At 63.8% G+C, this 16,493-nt stretch carries 16 protein-coding genes and 1 riboswitch; of the genes, 10 read left to right on the top strand and 6 right to left on the bottom strand.

Translation table 11 applies throughout. From position 1 onward, the window contains the following. Positions 1-39: 39 nt before the first annotated feature. Entirely contained in the window at positions 40-1,581 is a 1,542-nt protein-coding gene (locus tag FXN63_RS26235) for a YifB family Mg chelatase-like AAA ATPase (protein ID WP_148818602.1), read from the top strand. Between the two features lie 19 nt (positions 1,582-1,600). Here FXN63_RS26235 and FXN63_RS26240 read toward each other — a convergent pair whose 3' ends face one another. Further along, positions 1,601-3,265 (bottom strand): GGDEF domain-containing protein, encoded by a 1,665-nt coding sequence (locus tag FXN63_RS26240; protein ID WP_148818604.1) that lies wholly within the window; start codon positions 3,263-3,265, stop codon positions 1,601-1,603. 369 nt (positions 3,266-3,634) lie between these two features. Between FXN63_RS26240 and FXN63_RS26245 the strand changes: the two genes are divergently transcribed. The 3 genes from FXN63_RS26245 (at position 3,635) to FXN63_RS26255 (ending at position 5,941) form a co-directional block, all read left to right on the top strand. Continuing rightward, positions 3,635-4,219 (top strand): sigma-70 family RNA polymerase sigma factor, encoded by a 585-nt coding sequence (locus FXN63_RS26245; protein WP_246164976.1) that lies wholly within the window; start codon positions 3,635-3,637, stop codon positions 4,217-4,219. Next, positions 4,216-4,989 (top strand): anti-sigma factor, encoded by a 774-nt coding sequence (locus FXN63_RS26250; protein WP_148818607.1) that lies wholly within the window; start codon positions 4,216-4,218, stop codon positions 4,987-4,989. The genes FXN63_RS26245 and FXN63_RS26250 overlap by 4 nt, the downstream gene beginning before the upstream one ends. Before the next feature lie 97 nt (positions 4,990-5,086). After that, positions 5,087-5,941, top strand: coding sequence for a DUF4394 domain-containing protein (locus FXN63_RS26255; RefSeq protein ID WP_148818609.1), 855 nt, complete (start codon positions 5,087-5,089; stop codon positions 5,939-5,941). Between the two features lie 214 nt (positions 5,942-6,155). On the opposite strand, the gene FXN63_RS26260 is transcribed toward FXN63_RS26255, so the two are convergent. The 5 genes from FXN63_RS26260 to FXN63_RS26280 all read right to left on the bottom strand — a co-directional run bounded on the left by FXN63_RS26260 (position 6,156) and on the right by FXN63_RS26280 (position 9,597). Continuing rightward, complete coding sequence (locus tag FXN63_RS26260) at positions 6,156-7,262, bottom strand: branched-chain amino acid ABC transporter substrate-binding protein (protein WP_425468755.1); 1,107 nt, start codon at positions 7,260-7,262, stop codon at positions 6,156-6,158. Between the two features lie 484 nt (positions 7,263-7,746). Next, positions 7,747-8,136, bottom strand: coding sequence for a hypothetical protein (locus FXN63_RS26265; protein ID WP_148818613.1), 390 nt, complete (start codon positions 8,134-8,136; stop codon positions 7,747-7,749). 151 nt (positions 8,137-8,287) lie between these two features. Further along, a complete protein-coding gene (locus FXN63_RS26270) occupies positions 8,288-8,569 on the bottom strand; it encodes a YkgJ family cysteine cluster protein (protein ID WP_148818615.1) in 282 nt (93 codons plus the stop codon). Continuing rightward, positions 8,569-9,123, bottom strand: coding sequence for a hypothetical protein (locus FXN63_RS26275; RefSeq protein ID WP_148818617.1), 555 nt, complete (start codon positions 9,121-9,123; stop codon positions 8,569-8,571). The genes FXN63_RS26270 and FXN63_RS26275 overlap by 1 nt, the downstream gene beginning before the upstream one ends. Before the next feature lie 96 nt (positions 9,124-9,219). Next, a complete protein-coding gene (locus FXN63_RS26280) occupies positions 9,220-9,597 on the bottom strand; it encodes a hypothetical protein (RefSeq protein WP_148818619.1) in 378 nt (125 codons plus the stop codon). 241 nt (positions 9,598-9,838) lie between these two features. Here FXN63_RS26280 and FXN63_RS26285 point away from each other — a divergent pair, with 241 nt between their 5' ends. The 6 genes from FXN63_RS26285 (at position 9,839) to cobO (ending at position 16,429) form a co-directional block, all read left to right on the top strand. Then, entirely contained in the window at positions 9,839-10,666 is an 828-nt protein-coding gene (locus tag FXN63_RS26285) for an alpha/beta hydrolase (protein ID WP_246164977.1), read from the top strand. A gap of 402 nt (positions 10,667-11,068) precedes the next feature. Further along, on the top strand, positions 11,069-11,491 hold the full coding sequence (rnk, locus tag FXN63_RS26290; RefSeq protein ID WP_148818621.1) for a nucleoside diphosphate kinase regulator: 423 nt from the start codon (positions 11,069-11,071) through the stop codon (positions 11,489-11,491). A 141-nt stretch (positions 11,492-11,632) separates the two neighbouring features. Continuing rightward, positions 11,633-11,860: riboswitch (cobalamin riboswitch) on the top strand. A 157-nt stretch (positions 11,861-12,017) separates the two neighbouring features. Continuing rightward, positions 12,018-13,883, top strand: coding sequence for a TonB-dependent receptor domain-containing protein (locus FXN63_RS26295; protein ID WP_148818623.1), 1,866 nt, complete (start codon positions 12,018-12,020; stop codon positions 13,881-13,883). Between the two features lie 103 nt (positions 13,884-13,986). Next, positions 13,987-14,994, top strand: a complete 1,008-nt coding sequence (locus FXN63_RS26300; protein ID WP_148819863.1) for a FecCD family ABC transporter permease — start codon at positions 13,987-13,989, stop codon at positions 14,992-14,994. Further along, on the top strand, positions 14,991-15,761 hold the full coding sequence (locus FXN63_RS26305; protein ID WP_148818625.1) for an ABC transporter ATP-binding protein: 771 nt from the start codon (positions 14,991-14,993) through the stop codon (positions 15,759-15,761). The genes FXN63_RS26300 and FXN63_RS26305 overlap by 4 nt, the downstream gene beginning before the upstream one ends. Beyond that, positions 15,761-16,429 (top strand): cob(I)yrinic acid a,c-diamide adenosyltransferase, encoded by a 669-nt coding sequence (cobO, locus tag FXN63_RS26310; protein WP_148818628.1) that lies wholly within the window; start codon positions 15,761-15,763, stop codon positions 16,427-16,429. The genes FXN63_RS26305 and cobO overlap by 1 nt, the downstream gene beginning before the upstream one ends. Positions 16,430-16,493 lie beyond the last annotated feature (64 nt).

The following is a 16,493-nucleotide window of genomic DNA, read 5'->3' on the forward strand; positions in this document are numbered from 1 at the left end:
CGCCATACTCCGCTTCCCCCGGTTTCCGAGCATCGCGCCATGACGCTTGCCGTAATAGCCAGCCGCGCCCTTGCCGGTCTGGATGCGCCGCCTGTGCGTGTGGAAGTCCATCTTGCTGCGGGACTGCCGGTGTTCAATATCGTCGGGTTGCCCGACGCGGGCGTGCGTGAAAGCCGCGAGCGGGTACGAGCGGCCATCGTCAATTCAGGGTTTGATTTCCCCGCAGGTCGATTGACCGTCAACTTGGCACCGGCCGATCTGCCTAAGGAATCCGGCCGATTCGATCTGCCGATTGCGCTGGGCGTGCTGCTGGCGTCCGGGCAACTGGCGTTGCCGGAACTGGAGCCCGGACGCTGCAAGAAAACAGACGATGAAAGTATGTCGTCCCTGGACGACTTGGTGGTAGCGGGCGAACTTTCGCTGACCGGGGCGCTGGTCCCGGTAGCTGGTGCCTTGGCGATTGCGTTGGGTGTCGCGCGCGAGCATGGCAACGCCAGCTTGATGCTGCCGTTAGCCAGCGCGGCAATTGCGGCGCGTGTGCCGGGATTGCAGGTTCTTGGAGCAGGGTCACTGGCAGCGGCAGTGGCGCATCTGACGCGGCAGGAGCCGCTGCCTGATGTGGTTCCGCAGGCCGATTCCACATCGCCCGTGTCGGCGTGCCTGTCGGACGTGCGTGGGCAGCCCGGTGCGCGTCGTGCATTGGAAGTGGCTGCGGCGGGCGGTCACAGCATCCTGCTGGTCGGACCACCGGGCACTGGCAAGAGCATGCTGGCTCAGCGCTTGCCGGGTTTGCTGCCACCGCTTCAAGGTGATGAGGCCCTGGAAGCGGCCGCCATCGCGCAGCTGGCGCAGGCAGTGCCGCCACCGTTTGGGGTGCGGCCGTTCAGAGCACCGCATCACAGTGCTTCGGCAGCGGCGATTATTGGTGGTGGCGCTCGTCCCAAACCCGGCGAAATCAGTCTGGCGCACCTCGGTGTGCTGTTCCTTGACGAGCTTCCCGAATTTTCCCGCCACGTGCTGGAATCCCTTCGTGAACCGCTGGAAACTGGCCGCGTTGCCATCGCCCGGGCAGCCCAGCGCGTGGACTATCCCGCCGCCGTGCAACTGGTCGCAGCCATGAACCCCTGCAAGTGCGGGTGGCTGGGGCATCCGCGCAGGCGCTGCACCTGCAGCCCCGATCAGGTCGAACAGTATCGCGGTCGCCTGTCTGGGCCGCTGCTGGATCGGATCGATCTGCATGTGGAAGTGCCTTCACTTCCCCCAGGCTGGGCCGACGACGCGCCCGGTGAAAGCAGCGAGCAGGTGCAGGCACGGGTGGTGGTTGCGCGGGCTCGCCAGCACGATCGCCAAGGGCGAACCAATGCTGCGCTGGCAGCGGGCGAGATCGTGCGCTGTTGCGCAGCAACGCCAGAGGCATCTCGTTTCTGGCAACAGACGATGGATCAGCTGGGCTGGTCTGCCCGCGCGGCGCATCGGGTGCTGCGGGTTGCGCGCACGGTGGCGGATCTGGCGGGCTCCGAATTCACAGACAGCGCGCACATTGCGGAAGCGATTCAGTATCGGCGGCTGTTTGCGCAATAGCGACGTGATCACGCCAACCTTACCCAGCAAATTCCCGGTACGTATTTCGCCCCGCCGACTTGGCCTGATAAAGCGCCATGTCGGCTTGCCGGCATAACTCGTCGTATCCAGCAGTTCGTGGCGTAAGCGCCGCAATTCCCACGCTGATGCTGACCGACAGGTTCATGTTGCCAAGGTGAAAAGGCGTGCTCAGCGCGTCGACCAGGGAACGGGCGAGCGTCTGCCTGGCCTCGGCATCCAGGCCCTCGCAACAGGCTGCGAATTCGTCACCGCCAATGCGCGCAATGGCAGCATGGTCGCCAGCACAGGCCCACAGCCTGCTTGCTACCGCTTTCAGCAGTGCGTCGCCAAGGTGATGCCCGTGCGTGTCGTTCACGATCTTGAAATCATCCAGATCGATATAGAAGATGCAGAAGCGCCCATCGCGCGCCTGGCTCATTGTGGTGCGGGCAAGGACTTCAAACGCACTGCGGTTTGGCAGCCCGGTAAGCGGGTCGCTCTCGGCCTGTTTTTTCAGCGTGGCCATCAACGCACGGCGTTCGTCCAGGCGCACGGAAAGCACGTCCAGAGAATCGAACAGGCTGCGGATCTCGGCGATTTCGGTGGTGATGTTTGTCGCGGTTCGTTTGCGTTCGTCGGCCATGGCGACGACGGCGTCGCGGGCGGTCAGCAGCGGCTTCACGACGGTCAGTCGAAGTGAATGCAGCAGTGCGGCAAGCAGCGTCACCAGTGCCACCACGGCCGTGGACACGATGGCGAGTTTGATGAAGGCTGCGCGGCGCTGCGTGGCAACCGATTCGATCATCAAATTAATGTAGTGGGTGCGAAGCGCTTCCAGGGGCCGCAGGGACGGCACGTACTTGTCCGTCAAGGCTTCCACGCTGATGCTGTAGTCGCCGCTGTACCGCCCTTCGGCAACCACGGTTTTCACCAACGCCAGGCCGCCGTCGAAGTACACCGTCTGTGCGGTCTGGGCCAATTCACCAAGCAGTCCGTCCGGCGCAAAGTTTCCGTGTGCATGCAGGATGTGATCGATCTGAGTAAGCCGACCCACCGCGTTATGAAAAGCGTCGATCTCTTCCGGTTTCAGTTTTTCCCGCAGCGCCACCGCAGGCACGACATAAGACGCGAGTCGCCCGGCAAATTCACGCAGGTCGCTGACCGCATGAGCGATCAGCGTCAGGCCAGCCAGGGCGGGTTCCTGTTCGGCGAGTGCACGCGCCTTGCCGGTGATCAGGGGTTCGAGTTCATCGACGGCATCGATCATTGCGTTGATGGCGTCGGCAACGTCTTGGCGTGCACGCGCAGCCGCAGGGGTTGCCACCACACGATCGACCAGTTGTCGCCCGCGTAACAACTGCGCTTTGCTGGCGGCAATCGCAGTCGATTCGGACGAGACGCCAAGCAGCCCGGACAACTGCGCGTCCAGCGCCCCGAGTGCGGTGTCTGATGCCGCCCGGAATGCCGTCAGTCTGGCTGCGGCGGCATCGGTGCCAGCGGCGATGGACATCATGGTGTTGGCCGGGCCGCGCTCGGCCGAGATGCGGTTGGCCGCACGCAGTAATGCTTCGTATTCCTGGATGCCGATGAAGTTGCGCTCGGCCTGCACGTAGGCCGTCGCCACCGGAATGAGCATCCAGCCCAGGACGACCGTGATCGCAGCGGCAAAAAGCGCCGCCGACATGCTGAGACGTCGTTCAAGAGGCGTGTAGCGTGGCAACCCAAAACCTCGCACACGTTGATTTTCAGGGCAATGCGCCGGTACCGTGCATCGTCACCAGACGATTGAACACAAGCACGACACGATCTTAAGCCAGGAAATGTGCAGCGGATCGTCGCAATCGGAGGCATGCAATGCAGATGCGACAACCCTAGAGGCAGACGACATTCAGCGCGCGGCACGGCATCGAAATGTCGTCGCTGTGCTGCAACACGTCTGCAGGTGGAGAATCGTAACGGCAGCCGACTTTACGAATGTGCCCGCCCCTGTCAGATTACGGGCTGTCTGCCGCCCGTTCGCGGCCCTTCACACGCAGTTTTCCAGGAGAGGCCGTTGTCAGCTGGCTCTGCCGCCCTTCGACTACCCCTAGCCCCCCCCGCCAACGAAGAACTGGACTTCGACTACGAAGCCGCGCTGGCCGCGTGCGCGCGCGGCGAACGGTTCGCGCTGCGTGCCCTTTATCAACGCGAAGGCCGGCGATTGCTGGGTGTCGCATTGCGCCTGGTGCGCCGCCGGGAAGTCGCGGAAGAAGTTCTGCAAGATGCCTTCGTGCAGATCTGGGAAAAAGCCGGCACCTTCGACCCCTCGCTGGGCTCCGGTCGTGGCTGGGTCTATAGCGTGGTGCGTTATCGGGCCTTGAACGAACTGCGCAAGCAAGACGGCGTCCCCGTCATGGACCCGGGCGACATTGCCGTGATGCTCGACCGGCAGGAACCGGACCACGACCCCGGGCCGGATGTCGGCGCGCTGGACGACTGTATGCGACGGCTGGACGACAAGCGCCAGCAATCGATCGCGCTGGCGTTCATCGACGGTTATTCGCATGAACAGATCGCCGATCGGCTCGGCGCACCGCTGGGCACCATCAAGTCGTGGATACGGCGCGGCCTGGCGGCTTTGAAGGAGTGCCTGTCATGAATCCCACCCATATCGGGGACAACATCGAGGACGACAGCGATCTCGCGGGCGAGTACGTGCTGGGCACCCTGGACGCCGCGACACGCGCCCAGGTCGAGGCACGGCTGGAACACGATGCCGTGCTGCGCGGCGAGGTCTATCGCTGGCAGGATCGCCTGCATGAATTGACCAGGCAGGTTGCACCGGTCGAGCCCACGCCGGGGCTGTGGCGTGGCATTGCCGACCGCCTGCCTGCTGCGGACGCGGCTCGGGGCGGTGCAGCGTCTGTGAAAACTGCGCCCACCGAGCACAGCCCGGTCGTGCACCCGCCATTCTGGGCAAACGTCAACATGCTGCGCTGGACCAGTGGTCTGGCCATCGCGGCATCGGCGCTGCTGGCGCTGCGCATGGTGCTGGCCCCGGCTGCGCCCATGGCACCGGATTCCCCCTACATGGCCGTGCTGACCAGCCCGGACAAGACCGCGTCATGGTTGGTCGATGCATCGCACAACAACGAAGTGCGACTGATTCCGCTTACGCGAACCGAAGTTGCATCGACCCAGGCACTGCAGTTCTGGACCAAGGCCGACAGCGCCAACGCGCCCACCTCGCTCGGTCTGGTGTCCAGCAACGAGATCACCGTGGTGCCGTTGGACCGCATGCCGACGCTGGAAGGTAACCAGTTGTTCGAGATCACGCTTGAGCCGCAGAATGGCTCTCCGACTGGGCGTCCGACCGGTCCGATCCTGTCTTTGGGACGTACGACGACGGTGCCCGCGAAAAAAACTTGAGGTCGCTGCATCCAAACGATCGTCTGGTGGGTAGTACTAGTCAGAAGGCGCGCGAATGAACGCCGCCGGGACCTGAACTCACCCACTGGAGCACCTCATGTTGAACACCTCTTCGTTGAACACTCGTTTCGCCAAGCTCGGATTCGCCGCTCTGCTCTGCACCGGACTCGTCGCCTGCCAATCGACCGGCAGCAACATGTCCATGACCCCCAAGTCCGGTACCCCCGGTGACACCATCGGCCTGACGACCTCGGGCTGGCTGGTGAGCTTCAACCGCGCTACTCCCGCAACGATCGCCACTTCGATGGCCATTACCGGCCTGCCGGCTGGCGAAAAGCTGGTTGGCTTTGACTATCGCCCGGCCAACGGCTGGCTGTATGCCCTGTCGCAAAGCGGCGTGCTGTACACCGTCGACACCATGACGGGTGCTGCCAAGGCCGGTGCCAAGCTGATGGCCGCGCCCGACCAGAAGCGTCCTTACACCGCCCTGATGGGTTCGCGCTTCACGGTTGACTTCAACCCGGTGGCCGACCGCCTGCGTGTGGTCAGCGATCGCGGCCAGAGCCTGCGCATCAACGTTGATACCGGTGCCACGATCACCGACGGCGACATCAACGGCGGCCAGGCCACCACCCGCATCACCGACGGTGCCTATACCAACTCGATGGCTGGCGCGACCGCCACCCAGCTGTGGGTGATCGACGGTGCAAACTCGGTGATCTACCTGCAGAACCCGCCGAACGACGGCACCCTGAGCATGCCCAAGCCGCTGGGCGTAACGGTGGCTTCGACCCACGGCTTCAACATCGACGCCGCATCCGGTGTCGGTTACGCCGCCTTCGCCGTCAACGGCAAGGCCGGCCTGTACAGCGTGGACCCGAAGGCCATGCCCGTCAGCAAGCTGATCGGCGAATGGACCGGCCCGTCGCTGATCGACATCGCGTTCAAGTAAGGCGAAAAGATGCCGTAATTGTCTGAAAGAGGGTCGCCTGTGATGGGCGACCCGGCATCACCGGTGTTGGCCGGCTTGTTTCAAGGGCGCACTCACTCCGTCGACCGGCCCCTCCGACCGGGACGATGGTTACGATGCGCCGCTCCCACGCACTCGGGCGATTGCCGATGTGCGTGGTTTTTTTTGTGCGCTTGGTTGAAGCGGGTTTGCTACCTTACTTGCCAGCCTTGCTGACCACCGTCTCGACCTGCTCCCACTTGCCGCCCTTGACCTGATAGATGGTCACGGCCACTTCCTTCAGGTCACCGGTTTTCTCATACGCGATATTGTCGCTGGTCAGACCCTTGCGCTCCAGCTTGGCCAGCTCGGGCAGGTACTTTTCCGGCTCGTCCGAGCCCGCCTTTTCCATGGCGGTGATCAGGTTCCACGCGCCGTCGTAGGCGTAAGGCGAATACACGCCCATGTCCTTCTTGAACTGCGCCTTGTACTTGTCCTCGAAGCCCTTGCCACCCGACAGCGTCGAGATCGGCACGCCGGCCAGCGATGCGTAAGTGCCTTCGGCAGCCGGGCCAGCCACCTTCAGGAAGGTCTCGCTGCGGGTCATTTCACCCGACAGCAGCGGCGCGGTGATGCCCAGCGCCACCAGCTGACGCTTCAGCGGCGCCGACTGCGCATCCGAGCCACCGAAGAAGATCGCGGCAGGTGCAGCACTGCGGATGTTGGTCAGAATGGCGGCGAAATCCGTTGCCTTGTCGGTGGTGTATTCCCGGCGCACGACCTTGCCACCAGCCGCTTCCACCGCACGTTGCAGCTCGTCGGCCAGACCTTGCCCGTAGGCAGTGCGATCGTCGATGACCGCCACGGTCTTGGCACCCAGCTTGTTCACGATGAAGCCACCCACCGCCGCGCCCTGCTGCACGTCGTTGGTCATCATGCGGAAGGCCGTGTTGTAGCCAAGCTTGGTGAATTCCGGTGCGGTCGCCATCGAAACTTGCGGAATGCCGGCTTCGTTGTACACACGTGCCGCCGGAATCGAGGTGCCGGAATTGAAGTGCCCCAGCATGCCGCTGATATGCGCATCGACCAGTTGCTGTGCCACCTGCACACCCATGCGCGGATCGGCCTGGTCGTCACGCGTGACCAGCACAAACTTGGCCGGCTTGCCGCCGATCTTGATCTGCTTCTCGTTGGCCTCCTTCAAGGCCAGCAAGATGCCGTTCTGCATCTCTTCACCATAGTGGGCCTGGGGGCCGGTCATCGGGCCGGCGAAACCGATCTTGACCTCTTGCGTCTGCGCCATGGCGGGGGTGGCGGCAAGCATGGTGCTGCCAAAGACGGCAGCCAGCATCAGGTGGCGGCGGCTGGTGTTGATGTTCATGGTGAATCCTTGAATAAGGAAAACGGACAATGAACGAGCATTTGCAGACACCAGCCGAGCCGGCTGCAGGCACAGGCAGCGCGACTGACGAGGTCAGCAAGAGGGAACACAATGCGCCAAAGCGTCAATGCTGCGGTAAGCCAGCAGACGGACGGCGGGACAGATGACGGGACAGATGACAGGACAATGGGTCCGTCATCGCCATGCGCGACTGCGGAACCCACCCATGTATTGCGTGCTTGAAAAGCAAGCCGGGCCAGTCGGAATGCCGTCGACGGACGGGCCATCGATGCCGTGCTGGCGTATGTCAAGACCGCTGAAACGCGGGGATCTGGACCCCGATACGCTTGCGCACGGTCTGACCTAGCTGGACACCTATCGGGCGACAAACATGAGGTCGCCCGGTTTTTCCAGGACGTGGAACGATTTAAGGCACGAACTTGATCGCACGACCCTTGCCTTCCAGGGTCCCCCAGCTGAACATGCTGAAGTCGAGGTCGCCGTATCGCACGAAGATCACCGCGTCCGCCCCCAGTTCAGCGCCTTTCTCCTGAAGTTTGACGTTGACCATCTCGCGCGTGGGCGTGGCATTGAAGGCACTGGTCTTGTTCACGGTGACGGTAATGTCCCCGAGCCTGAGGTACTTGCGATCCGCCATGTCACTCTCCGACAGCACCACCTCGGCAGGCAAGGTGGCGGGCCTGGCAGCAGGCCTGCGCACGCCATCGACCGAGCTGGTTGACCAGGATGCGCAGCCGCTAGCCGTGGCGGCTAGCAACGCAATGGCGGCAAGACGGGGAACATGGGGGAAATACACGTGCGGCTCCAGATAAATAACCGATGTGGCGTGCGCGGTAGCGCTCGCGCTCCAGTTTTTGGCATCAATTCGTGGGCGAATTGAAATTCAAAAACGTTAGGAGTTTATTAATGTCTGGATTACCGGTAGCGGGATTGCTTGCAGCCGGATCTCAATGGCTGGATGAACCCGGCTGGGTTTCCTCTTCCAGCCACCCCAACCACCGCAAGGCCTGTTCGCGATTGTCGCCACACATCATTTCGCTGGGCGGCAAGGAACCGCACACAACCGGGCGGTCAGGGTGGCCGAAGATCTTGCAGCGCTGTTGATCGTCCAGCTGAATACAACGCACACCCGCCGGCTTGCCATTGGGCATGCCGGGAATGGGGCTGGAGATCGAGGGGGCAATACAGCACGCGCCACAGCCGTCACGACAGGCGAAATCACTTTGCATCAATCGGCCCTCATGGACTGCACGAAGGTCTTGGCGACCTCTTCGGTCAACTCGTCAGCCGGGCCAAGGGCCACGACTTCGATCAGCCGGCGATCCAGCAAGTACACCCGTCCCAGCAACCACGACGCGCTGTCGCGCACCTTGCCGCGCACTTCCACTTCGCTGGCGTGTGTCAGTTTGCGGGTGTCGTTGCTGGATTGACGCAGCGTGACCGGGCGACGTGCGGTGACGGTGCCTTGCAGGTTGCGCTGGAAGATTTCTTCAAAGGCAGCGACCACACGATCGCGCTCGGAAGGATTCGCCACCACGGCTTCGGGCAAGTCCACATGCACCACCGCAAACATGGTGCGGTCCACCCGCGCGACCTTCATCGTCATGGGCAAGGTCAGGCCGGCAACCATGACGTCGCGGGACTCTTCCTGCGGTTTGCCGGGGTAGGTAATGCGCACGGCGTCGCCCGCTGCCGGCATGTCGCGCCAGTCGTATTTGGGGAAGCATCCGCCCAGCAGAAGCAGGGCCGAGAGGATCAATGCGCCGCGCAGATTGTTTTGCATGGCTGTCTGGAAGGTGTCGAAAAATGAGAGAACGGTGTGGCTGATTGTGCGAGCAGGTCGTGCGATCAAGTGGTGCGATCGGGTGGTGCCGTCTGGTTATGCAATTGGTTCCACAGGCAGGCGAACCTCATGTTCCAACGGGAACGATACGGCAAGCCGTGGCAGGCTCGACGCGCGAAGCCGTTCCGCTAAGGACGAACCTAACTGCTGAGTGGGTTCGGCCACACGGACGTAGGCCTTGATGGCGTCGCGCCAGTCGTAAGCGAAAAGGCCCGCCTGCGCAAAGCTGTTCCAGACCTGGCTTGAGCCCCATCCCGCCACAGGAATGTGTTCCGCCAGTTCATCATGTTGCGCCAGGCTGGCAAAGACCTGCTCAGGAACTGGCCCGGCACCCGCAGTGGCAAAAAGCGCAACGTTGCCATCCTTGTCCACCGCGAACCAATCGAACTCCATCCCGACGATGTCTTTCGCCATGTTGCTCCCCAGTTCAAGGGGGGATAGTAGCGTCAGACTTGGCGACCCTTTCGCCATGCACAATGTTTTGCATGGCAGTCTTGAAACTAGCGGAAGATGGGGTGGGATTGTCCGGCGAATACGCGGCGTTGACAGAGAAAGATTGTGTGCCGCAGTACAACCCGTTACACCGTGCCACGGCGATCCGCCTGTCGCCTTGGGCGACAATCGCGAATTCCCATTTGCCCCGCGGAGCCCTGCATTGTCGCCGATTTCGATGGTGAGTACGCCAGACCAAGGCCAGTTGGCGACCTATCGGTGGACGCCCACTGCGCCTGCGGCCGGGCGCGGCATTTACTTGCTGCACGGACTGGGCGAACACGCAGGACGCTATGACACGCTGGGCCAATGGCTGGCGATCCGGGGCTGGACAGTGGCGTCGCACGACCATCGCGGCCACGGCCGCTCGTCGGGCAAGCGCGGCGTGGTGCGCAGCGCCGACACACTGGTGGAAGATGCCGAGTTCCGCATCGAGCAGTTTGCCGATGAACTTGGCACCGCACCCGTGTTGCTTGGCCACAGCCTGGGCGGGCTGGTGGCAACCCAGGTTGCCTTGCGCAACCGCGTGCCGCTGGCTGGCGTGGTGCTGTCGTCGCCGGCCTTTGCGCTGCGCATGAGCCGCTGGCAGCACATGCTGCTGGACGCGGTGGTGAACTGGGCACCGAACTTGCGCGCCAGCAATGGCCTGGATACCAGCAAGCTGTCGCACGAACAGTCGGTGATCGACGCCTATCGGGAAGACCTGCTGGTGCACGACCGGATTTCCGGCCGGCTGGCCAAAGCCATCGAAGATGGCGGCAAGGCGGCGATTGCGCAGGCGGCTACCTTGCAGCACCGCACCTTGTTGATGGTGGCAGGCAGCGACGGCATCGTCGATGCCACGGGCAGCCGACGTTTTGCCGATGCGGCAACCCCGGGACGGCTTGCCTTGCGCTGGTACGACCGGGCGTATCACGAGATTTTCAATGAAAGCCCGGACATTGCTGCTGCGGTCCTGGCCGATCTGGAAGCTTGGCTGGCCGAGGTCTGATCGACCCTGGATCAACGCCTGACCGACCTTCAACCTCACCCCGCTGAACAGTCGCGTCGCGTCACACCGTGGCACCCCAATCAGCGAACGCCTGACTCGTTTCAGCGAACGCCCGGCAGACGAAAGACCCGTTCTCCGATATGGGCTATCCTGAGCCCGTCATGTCCCTCCCCTTGCCTCTCGCAGCCCTGCGCTGCGTCGCCTCCATGCACTGCCGTCCCCTGCGGACCGACGGTGCGTTGGCACTCGCCTGGACGAGCCGAAAGCTCGCGCTTCAGTTCCACGACTGAGCCCGGCGATCCTCCCCCCTCTGCTTGAACCATCACGATCGCCGGGCCACGCACAGGTCCGCTATGCGCGCATGTGCGCGCAGCGCCAACTCACTTTCTCATTGGAGTGCGCATGTCCACACCTCGTCCGGAATTCATCACGCTGACCGAACTCGACCACGTCCGCATCAGCAACCTCATCGGCGTCAATGCCTCTGGCACCCGCTCTGCCATCAATGACGCCTTGCTTGCGGTACTCGACGATGCCGATCTGGTGGCCTCGCAGGACATCCCTGCGGACATCATCACCATGAGCTCGCGCTTTGTGGTGAAAGACGCTGCCACCGGGGCCAGCGATACATTGACGCTGGTCTATCCGCAGGAAGCCGATGCGGGCCATGGTCGTTTGTCGGTGCTGTCGCCGCTGGGCACCCAGTTGTTGGGCGCGCAGCCCGGCCAGCGCATTGCGGTCGCGGGGCCGACGGGTCGCGCACGCGAGCTGGAAGTGGTGGAACTGGTCTATCAACCCGAGGCCAACGGCGACTACACCGCTTGAACGTCCAGGCAGGAATTTCAGACTTCCGCCACCAGCTCAAACCAAGCACCCAACGGATCGTCATCAGCTTATTCAGCGCGCATCCGTTGGGAACACGCATCATCACGGCCTTATTGCTTCGGCTTCCCCCGAGGGCGGTGATAGAGTAGCGCCCGAATTGGTGCGCCTGGAACTCTGACCCAGGCGTTAAACGGGAAACAGGATAGGCGCTCGCCTTAACCTGTGCTGCCCCCGCAACGGTAAGCATCCGTCCCAGGCCTTGGCCGGGACACGTCTCCGATCAGTACGCCACTGCGGCCCACGGGCTGTGGGAAGGCGGTCGGACGCATGGATGCCAGCCCGGATACCGGCCAGTTCTGCGGCCGACCCCCGGCCGTATGAGGGAACGCGCTGCGGATGGGCAGCCGGTCGAAGACAGCCTTGCCGACGTCGTCCAGACGGTCCGCACGATGCTGCCTGGCCGCCGCGTGTTCCGACCGACATCGGACGTGCGGGGTAGCACGTCTTTCGAGGCTCCCTGAATTTCATGTCTTCGTACTTTCAACGCTCCCTGATCGGCGCTGCCGTCGCCTTGCTGGCCGCCTCCGGTGCCAGCGCGCAGACCACCGCCAATGCCTCTTCTTCAGCCACCGTGCTGGGCCCCGTCGTCGTGACCGCTGCACGCGGTGAACAACTGCTGGCCGACACGCTTGGCGACGTCAGTGTCATCGACAGCGAGACGCTTGGCGCAGCCGGTCAAAGCAGCCTGGCGGAAGTGCTGCGCCGCGAACACGGCGTGGAAATCGTCGCCAATGGCGGCCCGCACAATTCGACCTCGGTGTTCCTGCGCGGTGCAAGCAATGCCCAGACCCTGGTACTGCTCGACGGCCAGCGCATCGGCTCGGCCACCGCAGGCGGCGCATCCTTCAATGCGATCCCGGCCAGCAGCATCGAGCGCATCGAGATCATCCGTGGCGCAGCCAGCAGCCTGTACGGCGCGGACGCCATCGGCGGCGTGATCAATGTCATCACCAAGAAGGGGGCTACCAACGCGCCCTTCGCCGTCAACGGCTCGATTGGTGCAGGCAGCTACAACACCCGCAAGCTGACGGCAGGTGTGTCGGGCAACGACGGCATCCTGACCTACGGTTTCCAGGCATCGCACGCCACCAGCGACGGTTTCAGCTCGCGTCGTCCGATCGGTTCGTCCTACAACCCGGATGACGACGGCTATACGCTCGACGCCATCAACGGCAATATCGGTCTGAACTGGAAGCCCGGCCAGAAGCTGGAAGCCACCTTCTTCCATTCGTATCTGCATGGCCAGTACGACTCGCGCCCGCGTGCCGATGACCGCACCATTTCGCGTGTCGAAGGCCTGGCGCTGACCAGCACCAACAAGATCACCGACCTGTGGACCAGCCGCCTGCGTTACGGCGAAACCACCGACAAGTCGCGTGATATCTCGGCGACCACCAGCGTGTTCAACACGCGCCAGCAGCAGATTTCGTGGCAGAACGACCTGGCGTTTGCGCCCGGCCAGAACCTGAGCATCGCGGCCGAGCACCTGAACGAAGTGGTCAGCAGCTCGTCCTACCTGGCCAGCGCGCCCGGCTCGCGTCGCACCAACTCGGTGACGGGCGTGTATCGCGGCGACTTCGGCCCGCACCACACCCAGATCAGCCTGCGTCACGACGACAGCTCGCAGTACGGTGGCAAGACCTCGGGCAACGTGTCCTATGGCTATGACATCAACCGCGTGCTGCAAGTTACCGGTGCGGCCGGCACCGGCTTCCGCGCCCCGTCGTTCAACGAGCTGTACTTCCCGGGCTACGGACAGCCTGCCGTGCTGCCCGAGCGTTCGCGCAATCTGGAAGCCGGCTTGCGCTACCGTGACGGCGGCACCGATGCCGGCGTGACCGTGTACCGCAACAAGGTCCGCAACCTGATCAGCTCGCTGACCCCCTGCCCGTTCCCCGGCTACGCCTTCGGCTGCGCCTACAACGTCGACCGCGCCGTGCTGGAAGGCGTGACGCTGACGGCCGGCCAGCAGTTCGGTGCGACAAACTTGCGCGCATCGCTGGACCTGCAAGACGCGCACGATGCCAAGACCGGCAACCAGCTGGCACGCCGTGCAGAACAGATCCTGCGTCTGGACGCCGAGCACCGCATTGGCAAGGCATTGATCGGTGCCGAACTGTTCGCATCGGGCCATCGCTACGACAATCTGGCCAACACCACGCGTCTGGGTGGCTACACGCTGCTGAACCTGCGTGTGGCGTATGACGTCACGCGCGAGATCCAGGCACAGGTACGCTGGAACAACGTGGCCAACAAGGACTACGAACTGGCACGCGGCTACAACACCCCGGGCTCGAACGTGTTCTTCAATCTGGTCTATCGTCCGGAGTGATTGCGGCCGTCGGCTGCAGGCAGTGCGGCCTCGCACTGCCTTGACCCTTCGTCCGAGTCCGCCCTTGATCGCTTTGTCTTCCCGCCGCAAGCCCTCTGCCTCCATGGTGTCGCCCAGGCGGGCGCTGGCGATCCTGGGCGTTCTGCTGTTGGCCGCATTCGCCAGTCTGGTGGTGGCGGCGGCAGTGGGATCGGTTGCCATCGCCCCGCGCGATTGGTGGCCTGCCCTGCACGATGCAATGGGCACCCCCGCTACGCTTTTCGGCACGCTGGTCGACCTTCGGGTGACCCGCGCGCTTTCTGCGATGGCCACGGGCGCATCGCTCGCCTTGGCTGGCCTGCTGCTGCAGGCCCTGCTGCGCAATCCCCTTGCCGATCCTTACGTGCTGGGCGTCTCTGGTGGCGCATCGGTAGGCGCACTGGCGGCCATGCTGTTTGCGCTGACATCGTGGCACGTCGACCTGGCCGCCTTTGCGGGTGCGGCAATCGCCACACTGCTGTTGTTCGCGCTGGCGCGCGACGACTTTCGTGCCGGCCCGGCCGGAGGCGCGCCCTTGCTGTTGTTGACCGGTGTGGTGCTGGCATCTGGCTGCGGCGCGCTGGTCACGCTGATGTTGTCGGTCGCACCGGAAGGCCGGCTGCGCGGCATGGTGTTCTGGCTGATCGGTGACCTGTCGGGCGCACAGGCGCGCTGGTTGCCGTGGGTGGCAGTGGTGCTGGCACTGGTGCTGTGCATGGCACGCGCTCGCGCCATCAACCTGATCGCGATGGTGTCGGACCATGCGGTGTCGCTGGGCGTGAATGTGCCCCGCCTGCGGGTGCTGCTGTTTCTGTGCGCAGCGGGCCTGACCGCGAGTGCCGTCACCACGGCCGGCAGCATCGGTTTTCTGGGCTTGATCGTTCCGCATGCATGTCGTTTTGCACTCGGTCCCGATCATCGTCTGTTGATTCCCGCCAGCGCCTTGGCTGGCGGTACTTTCCTGGTGTTGGCCGACACCGCGGCGCGCAGCATCGTGGCCCCCATGCAGTTGCCGGTAGGGGTGATTACCGCGCTGATCGGCGTGCCCGCCTTCCTGCTGCAATTGCGTCATATCCGGAAGGTGCAGCGATGATGCGCGCGCACGGCTTATCGCTGGCGATTGGCGAACGCGTACTGCTGCGCGCGCTCGACTGGCACATCGGCCCCGGCCAGTGCTGGGCGCTGATCGGCCGTAATGGTGCGGGCAAAAGCACCTTGCTGCGTGCGCTGGCAGGGCTGGTCGCGCCCCAGGCTGGGCACGTTGAACTGGCGGGCCGCGCCTTGGCGGATTGGTCCTTGATCGAGCGCGCACGGCACTGCGGTTATCTGTCGCAAGGGCGCAGCGACAGCTTCGGATATCGCGCCATCGACATGGTACTGGCCGCGCGTTATGCGCAGCCCTCGGCGGGCTTCTGGGATGGCGACGCCGACCATGCCGCCGCGATGCAGGCACTGCGTGATCTGCACGTTGACGACCTGGCGGCACGCGACGTGCGCACGCTGTCGGGCGGCGAACGACAACGAGTCGCCATCGCCGCTTTGCTGGTGCAGGACACGCCACTGATGCTGTTGGACGAACCGGCCAATGCGCTGGACCTCGCACACCAGATGTCGCTGATGGCCCTGCTTGAACGGCTGACGCGTGAACGCGGTAAAACCATTGTGATGGTGAGCCACGATCTGAACCTGGCGGCACGCGTGGCAACGCATGCGCTGCTGCTGATGCAAGACAGTGACTGGCTCGCCGGGCCTTGTGCCACCACGATGACGGCAGATGCGCTGGGCGCATGCCTTGGCCATGCGGTCGAGGCCGTGCCGCATCGCGGCCGCACTTTATTCATTCCTTCGGAGACTCCCTGATGAGCCAGGACACCGCAGACCGCGACCCCAACGACTCGACGCCTTCCGATGCCACACCCAGTGATGACGCCGCGCGCGACGAACGCCATCGCGTGCGCATGCAGCGCAAGAAGGAAGTGGTTGACGCGAAGATTGCCGACGCCAAACGCGACGCTGGCGTATTGCTGGTGCACATTGGCAATGGCAAAGGCAAAAGCTCCAGCGCCTTTGGCATGGTCACGCGCGCACTGGGCCACGGCATGAAGGTTGGCGTGGTGCAATTCATCAAGGGCGGCAAGCCCAGCGGTGAAGAGATGTTCTTCCGCCGTTTCCCCGATGACGTCAGCTTCCACGCCATGGGCGAGGGCTACACCTGGGAGACCCAGGACCGCAGCCGCGACGTTGAACGGGCCGAAGCCGCCTGGGCGCAGGCCATGGTCTTCCTGACCGACCCGGCGTATGGCCTGGTGGTGCTGGACGAGCTGAACATCGCGCTGAAGTACAAGTACCTGGACGTGAACAAGGTGGTGGCCGATCTGAAGGCACGGCCGCCGATGCAGCACGCGGTTGTCACCGGCCGGGGCGCGCCGCCAGAGATGATCGAGGCCGGCGATACCGTGACCGACATGCAGCCGGTGAAGCACGCGTTTGCTGCGGGCATTGCCGCGCAGGCAGGCGTCGAGTGGTGATCGGGGCGGGGCGGGTGGGGGATGCTGGTGTTGAGTCCGGCGCAGAAGCCGGTACTGACGCCGA

The sequence above is a fragment of the Pigmentiphaga aceris genome, from assembly GCF_008119665.1.
GTDB classification, from domain to species: Bacteria; Pseudomonadota; Gammaproteobacteria; order Burkholderiales; family Burkholderiaceae_B; genus Pigmentiphaga; species Pigmentiphaga aceris.

Bases quoted from the DNA above. Each gene is read 5' to 3' on its own strand.
- FXN63_RS26235 (WP_148818602.1), top strand. From the start codon at position 40: ATGACGCTTGCCGTAATAGCCAGCCGCGCCCTTGCCGGTCTGGATGCG.
- FXN63_RS26240 (WP_148818604.1), bottom strand. From the start codon at position 3,265: ATGTCGGCGGCGCTTTTTGCCGCTGCGATCACGGTCGTCCTGGGCTGG.
- FXN63_RS26250 (WP_148818607.1), top strand. From the start codon at position 4,216: ATGAATCCCACCCATATCGGGGACAACATCGAGGACGACAGCGATCTC.
- FXN63_RS26255 (WP_148818609.1), top strand. From the start codon at position 5,087: ATGTTGAACACCTCTTCGTTGAACACTCGTTTCGCCAAGCTCGGATTC.
- FXN63_RS26260 (WP_425468755.1), bottom strand. From the start codon at position 7,262: ATGCTTGCCGCCACCCCCGCCATGGCGCAGACGCAAGAGGTCAAGATC.
- FXN63_RS26270 (WP_148818615.1), bottom strand. From the start codon at position 8,569: ATGCAAAGTGATTTCGCCTGTCGTGACGGCTGTGGCGCGTGCTGTATT.
- FXN63_RS26275 (WP_148818617.1), bottom strand. From the start codon at position 9,123: ATGCAAAACAATCTGCGCGGCGCATTGATCCTCTCGGCCCTGCTTCTG.
- FXN63_RS26280 (WP_148818619.1), bottom strand. From the start codon at position 9,597: ATGGCGAAAGACATCGTCGGGATGGAGTTCGATTGGTTCGCGGTGGAC.
- rnk (WP_148818621.1), top strand. From the start codon at position 11,069: ATGTCCACACCTCGTCCGGAATTCATCACGCTGACCGAACTCGACCAC.
- FXN63_RS26295 (WP_148818623.1), top strand. From the start codon at position 12,018: ATGTCTTCGTACTTTCAACGCTCCCTGATCGGCGCTGCCGTCGCCTTG.
- FXN63_RS26300 (WP_148819863.1), top strand. From the start codon at position 13,987: ATGGTGTCGCCCAGGCGGGCGCTGGCGATCCTGGGCGTTCTGCTGTTG.
- FXN63_RS26305 (WP_148818625.1), top strand. From the start codon at position 14,991: ATGATGCGCGCGCACGGCTTATCGCTGGCGATTGGCGAACGCGTACTG.
- cobO (WP_148818628.1), top strand. From the start codon at position 15,761: ATGAGCCAGGACACCGCAGACCGCGACCCCAACGACTCGACGCCTTCC.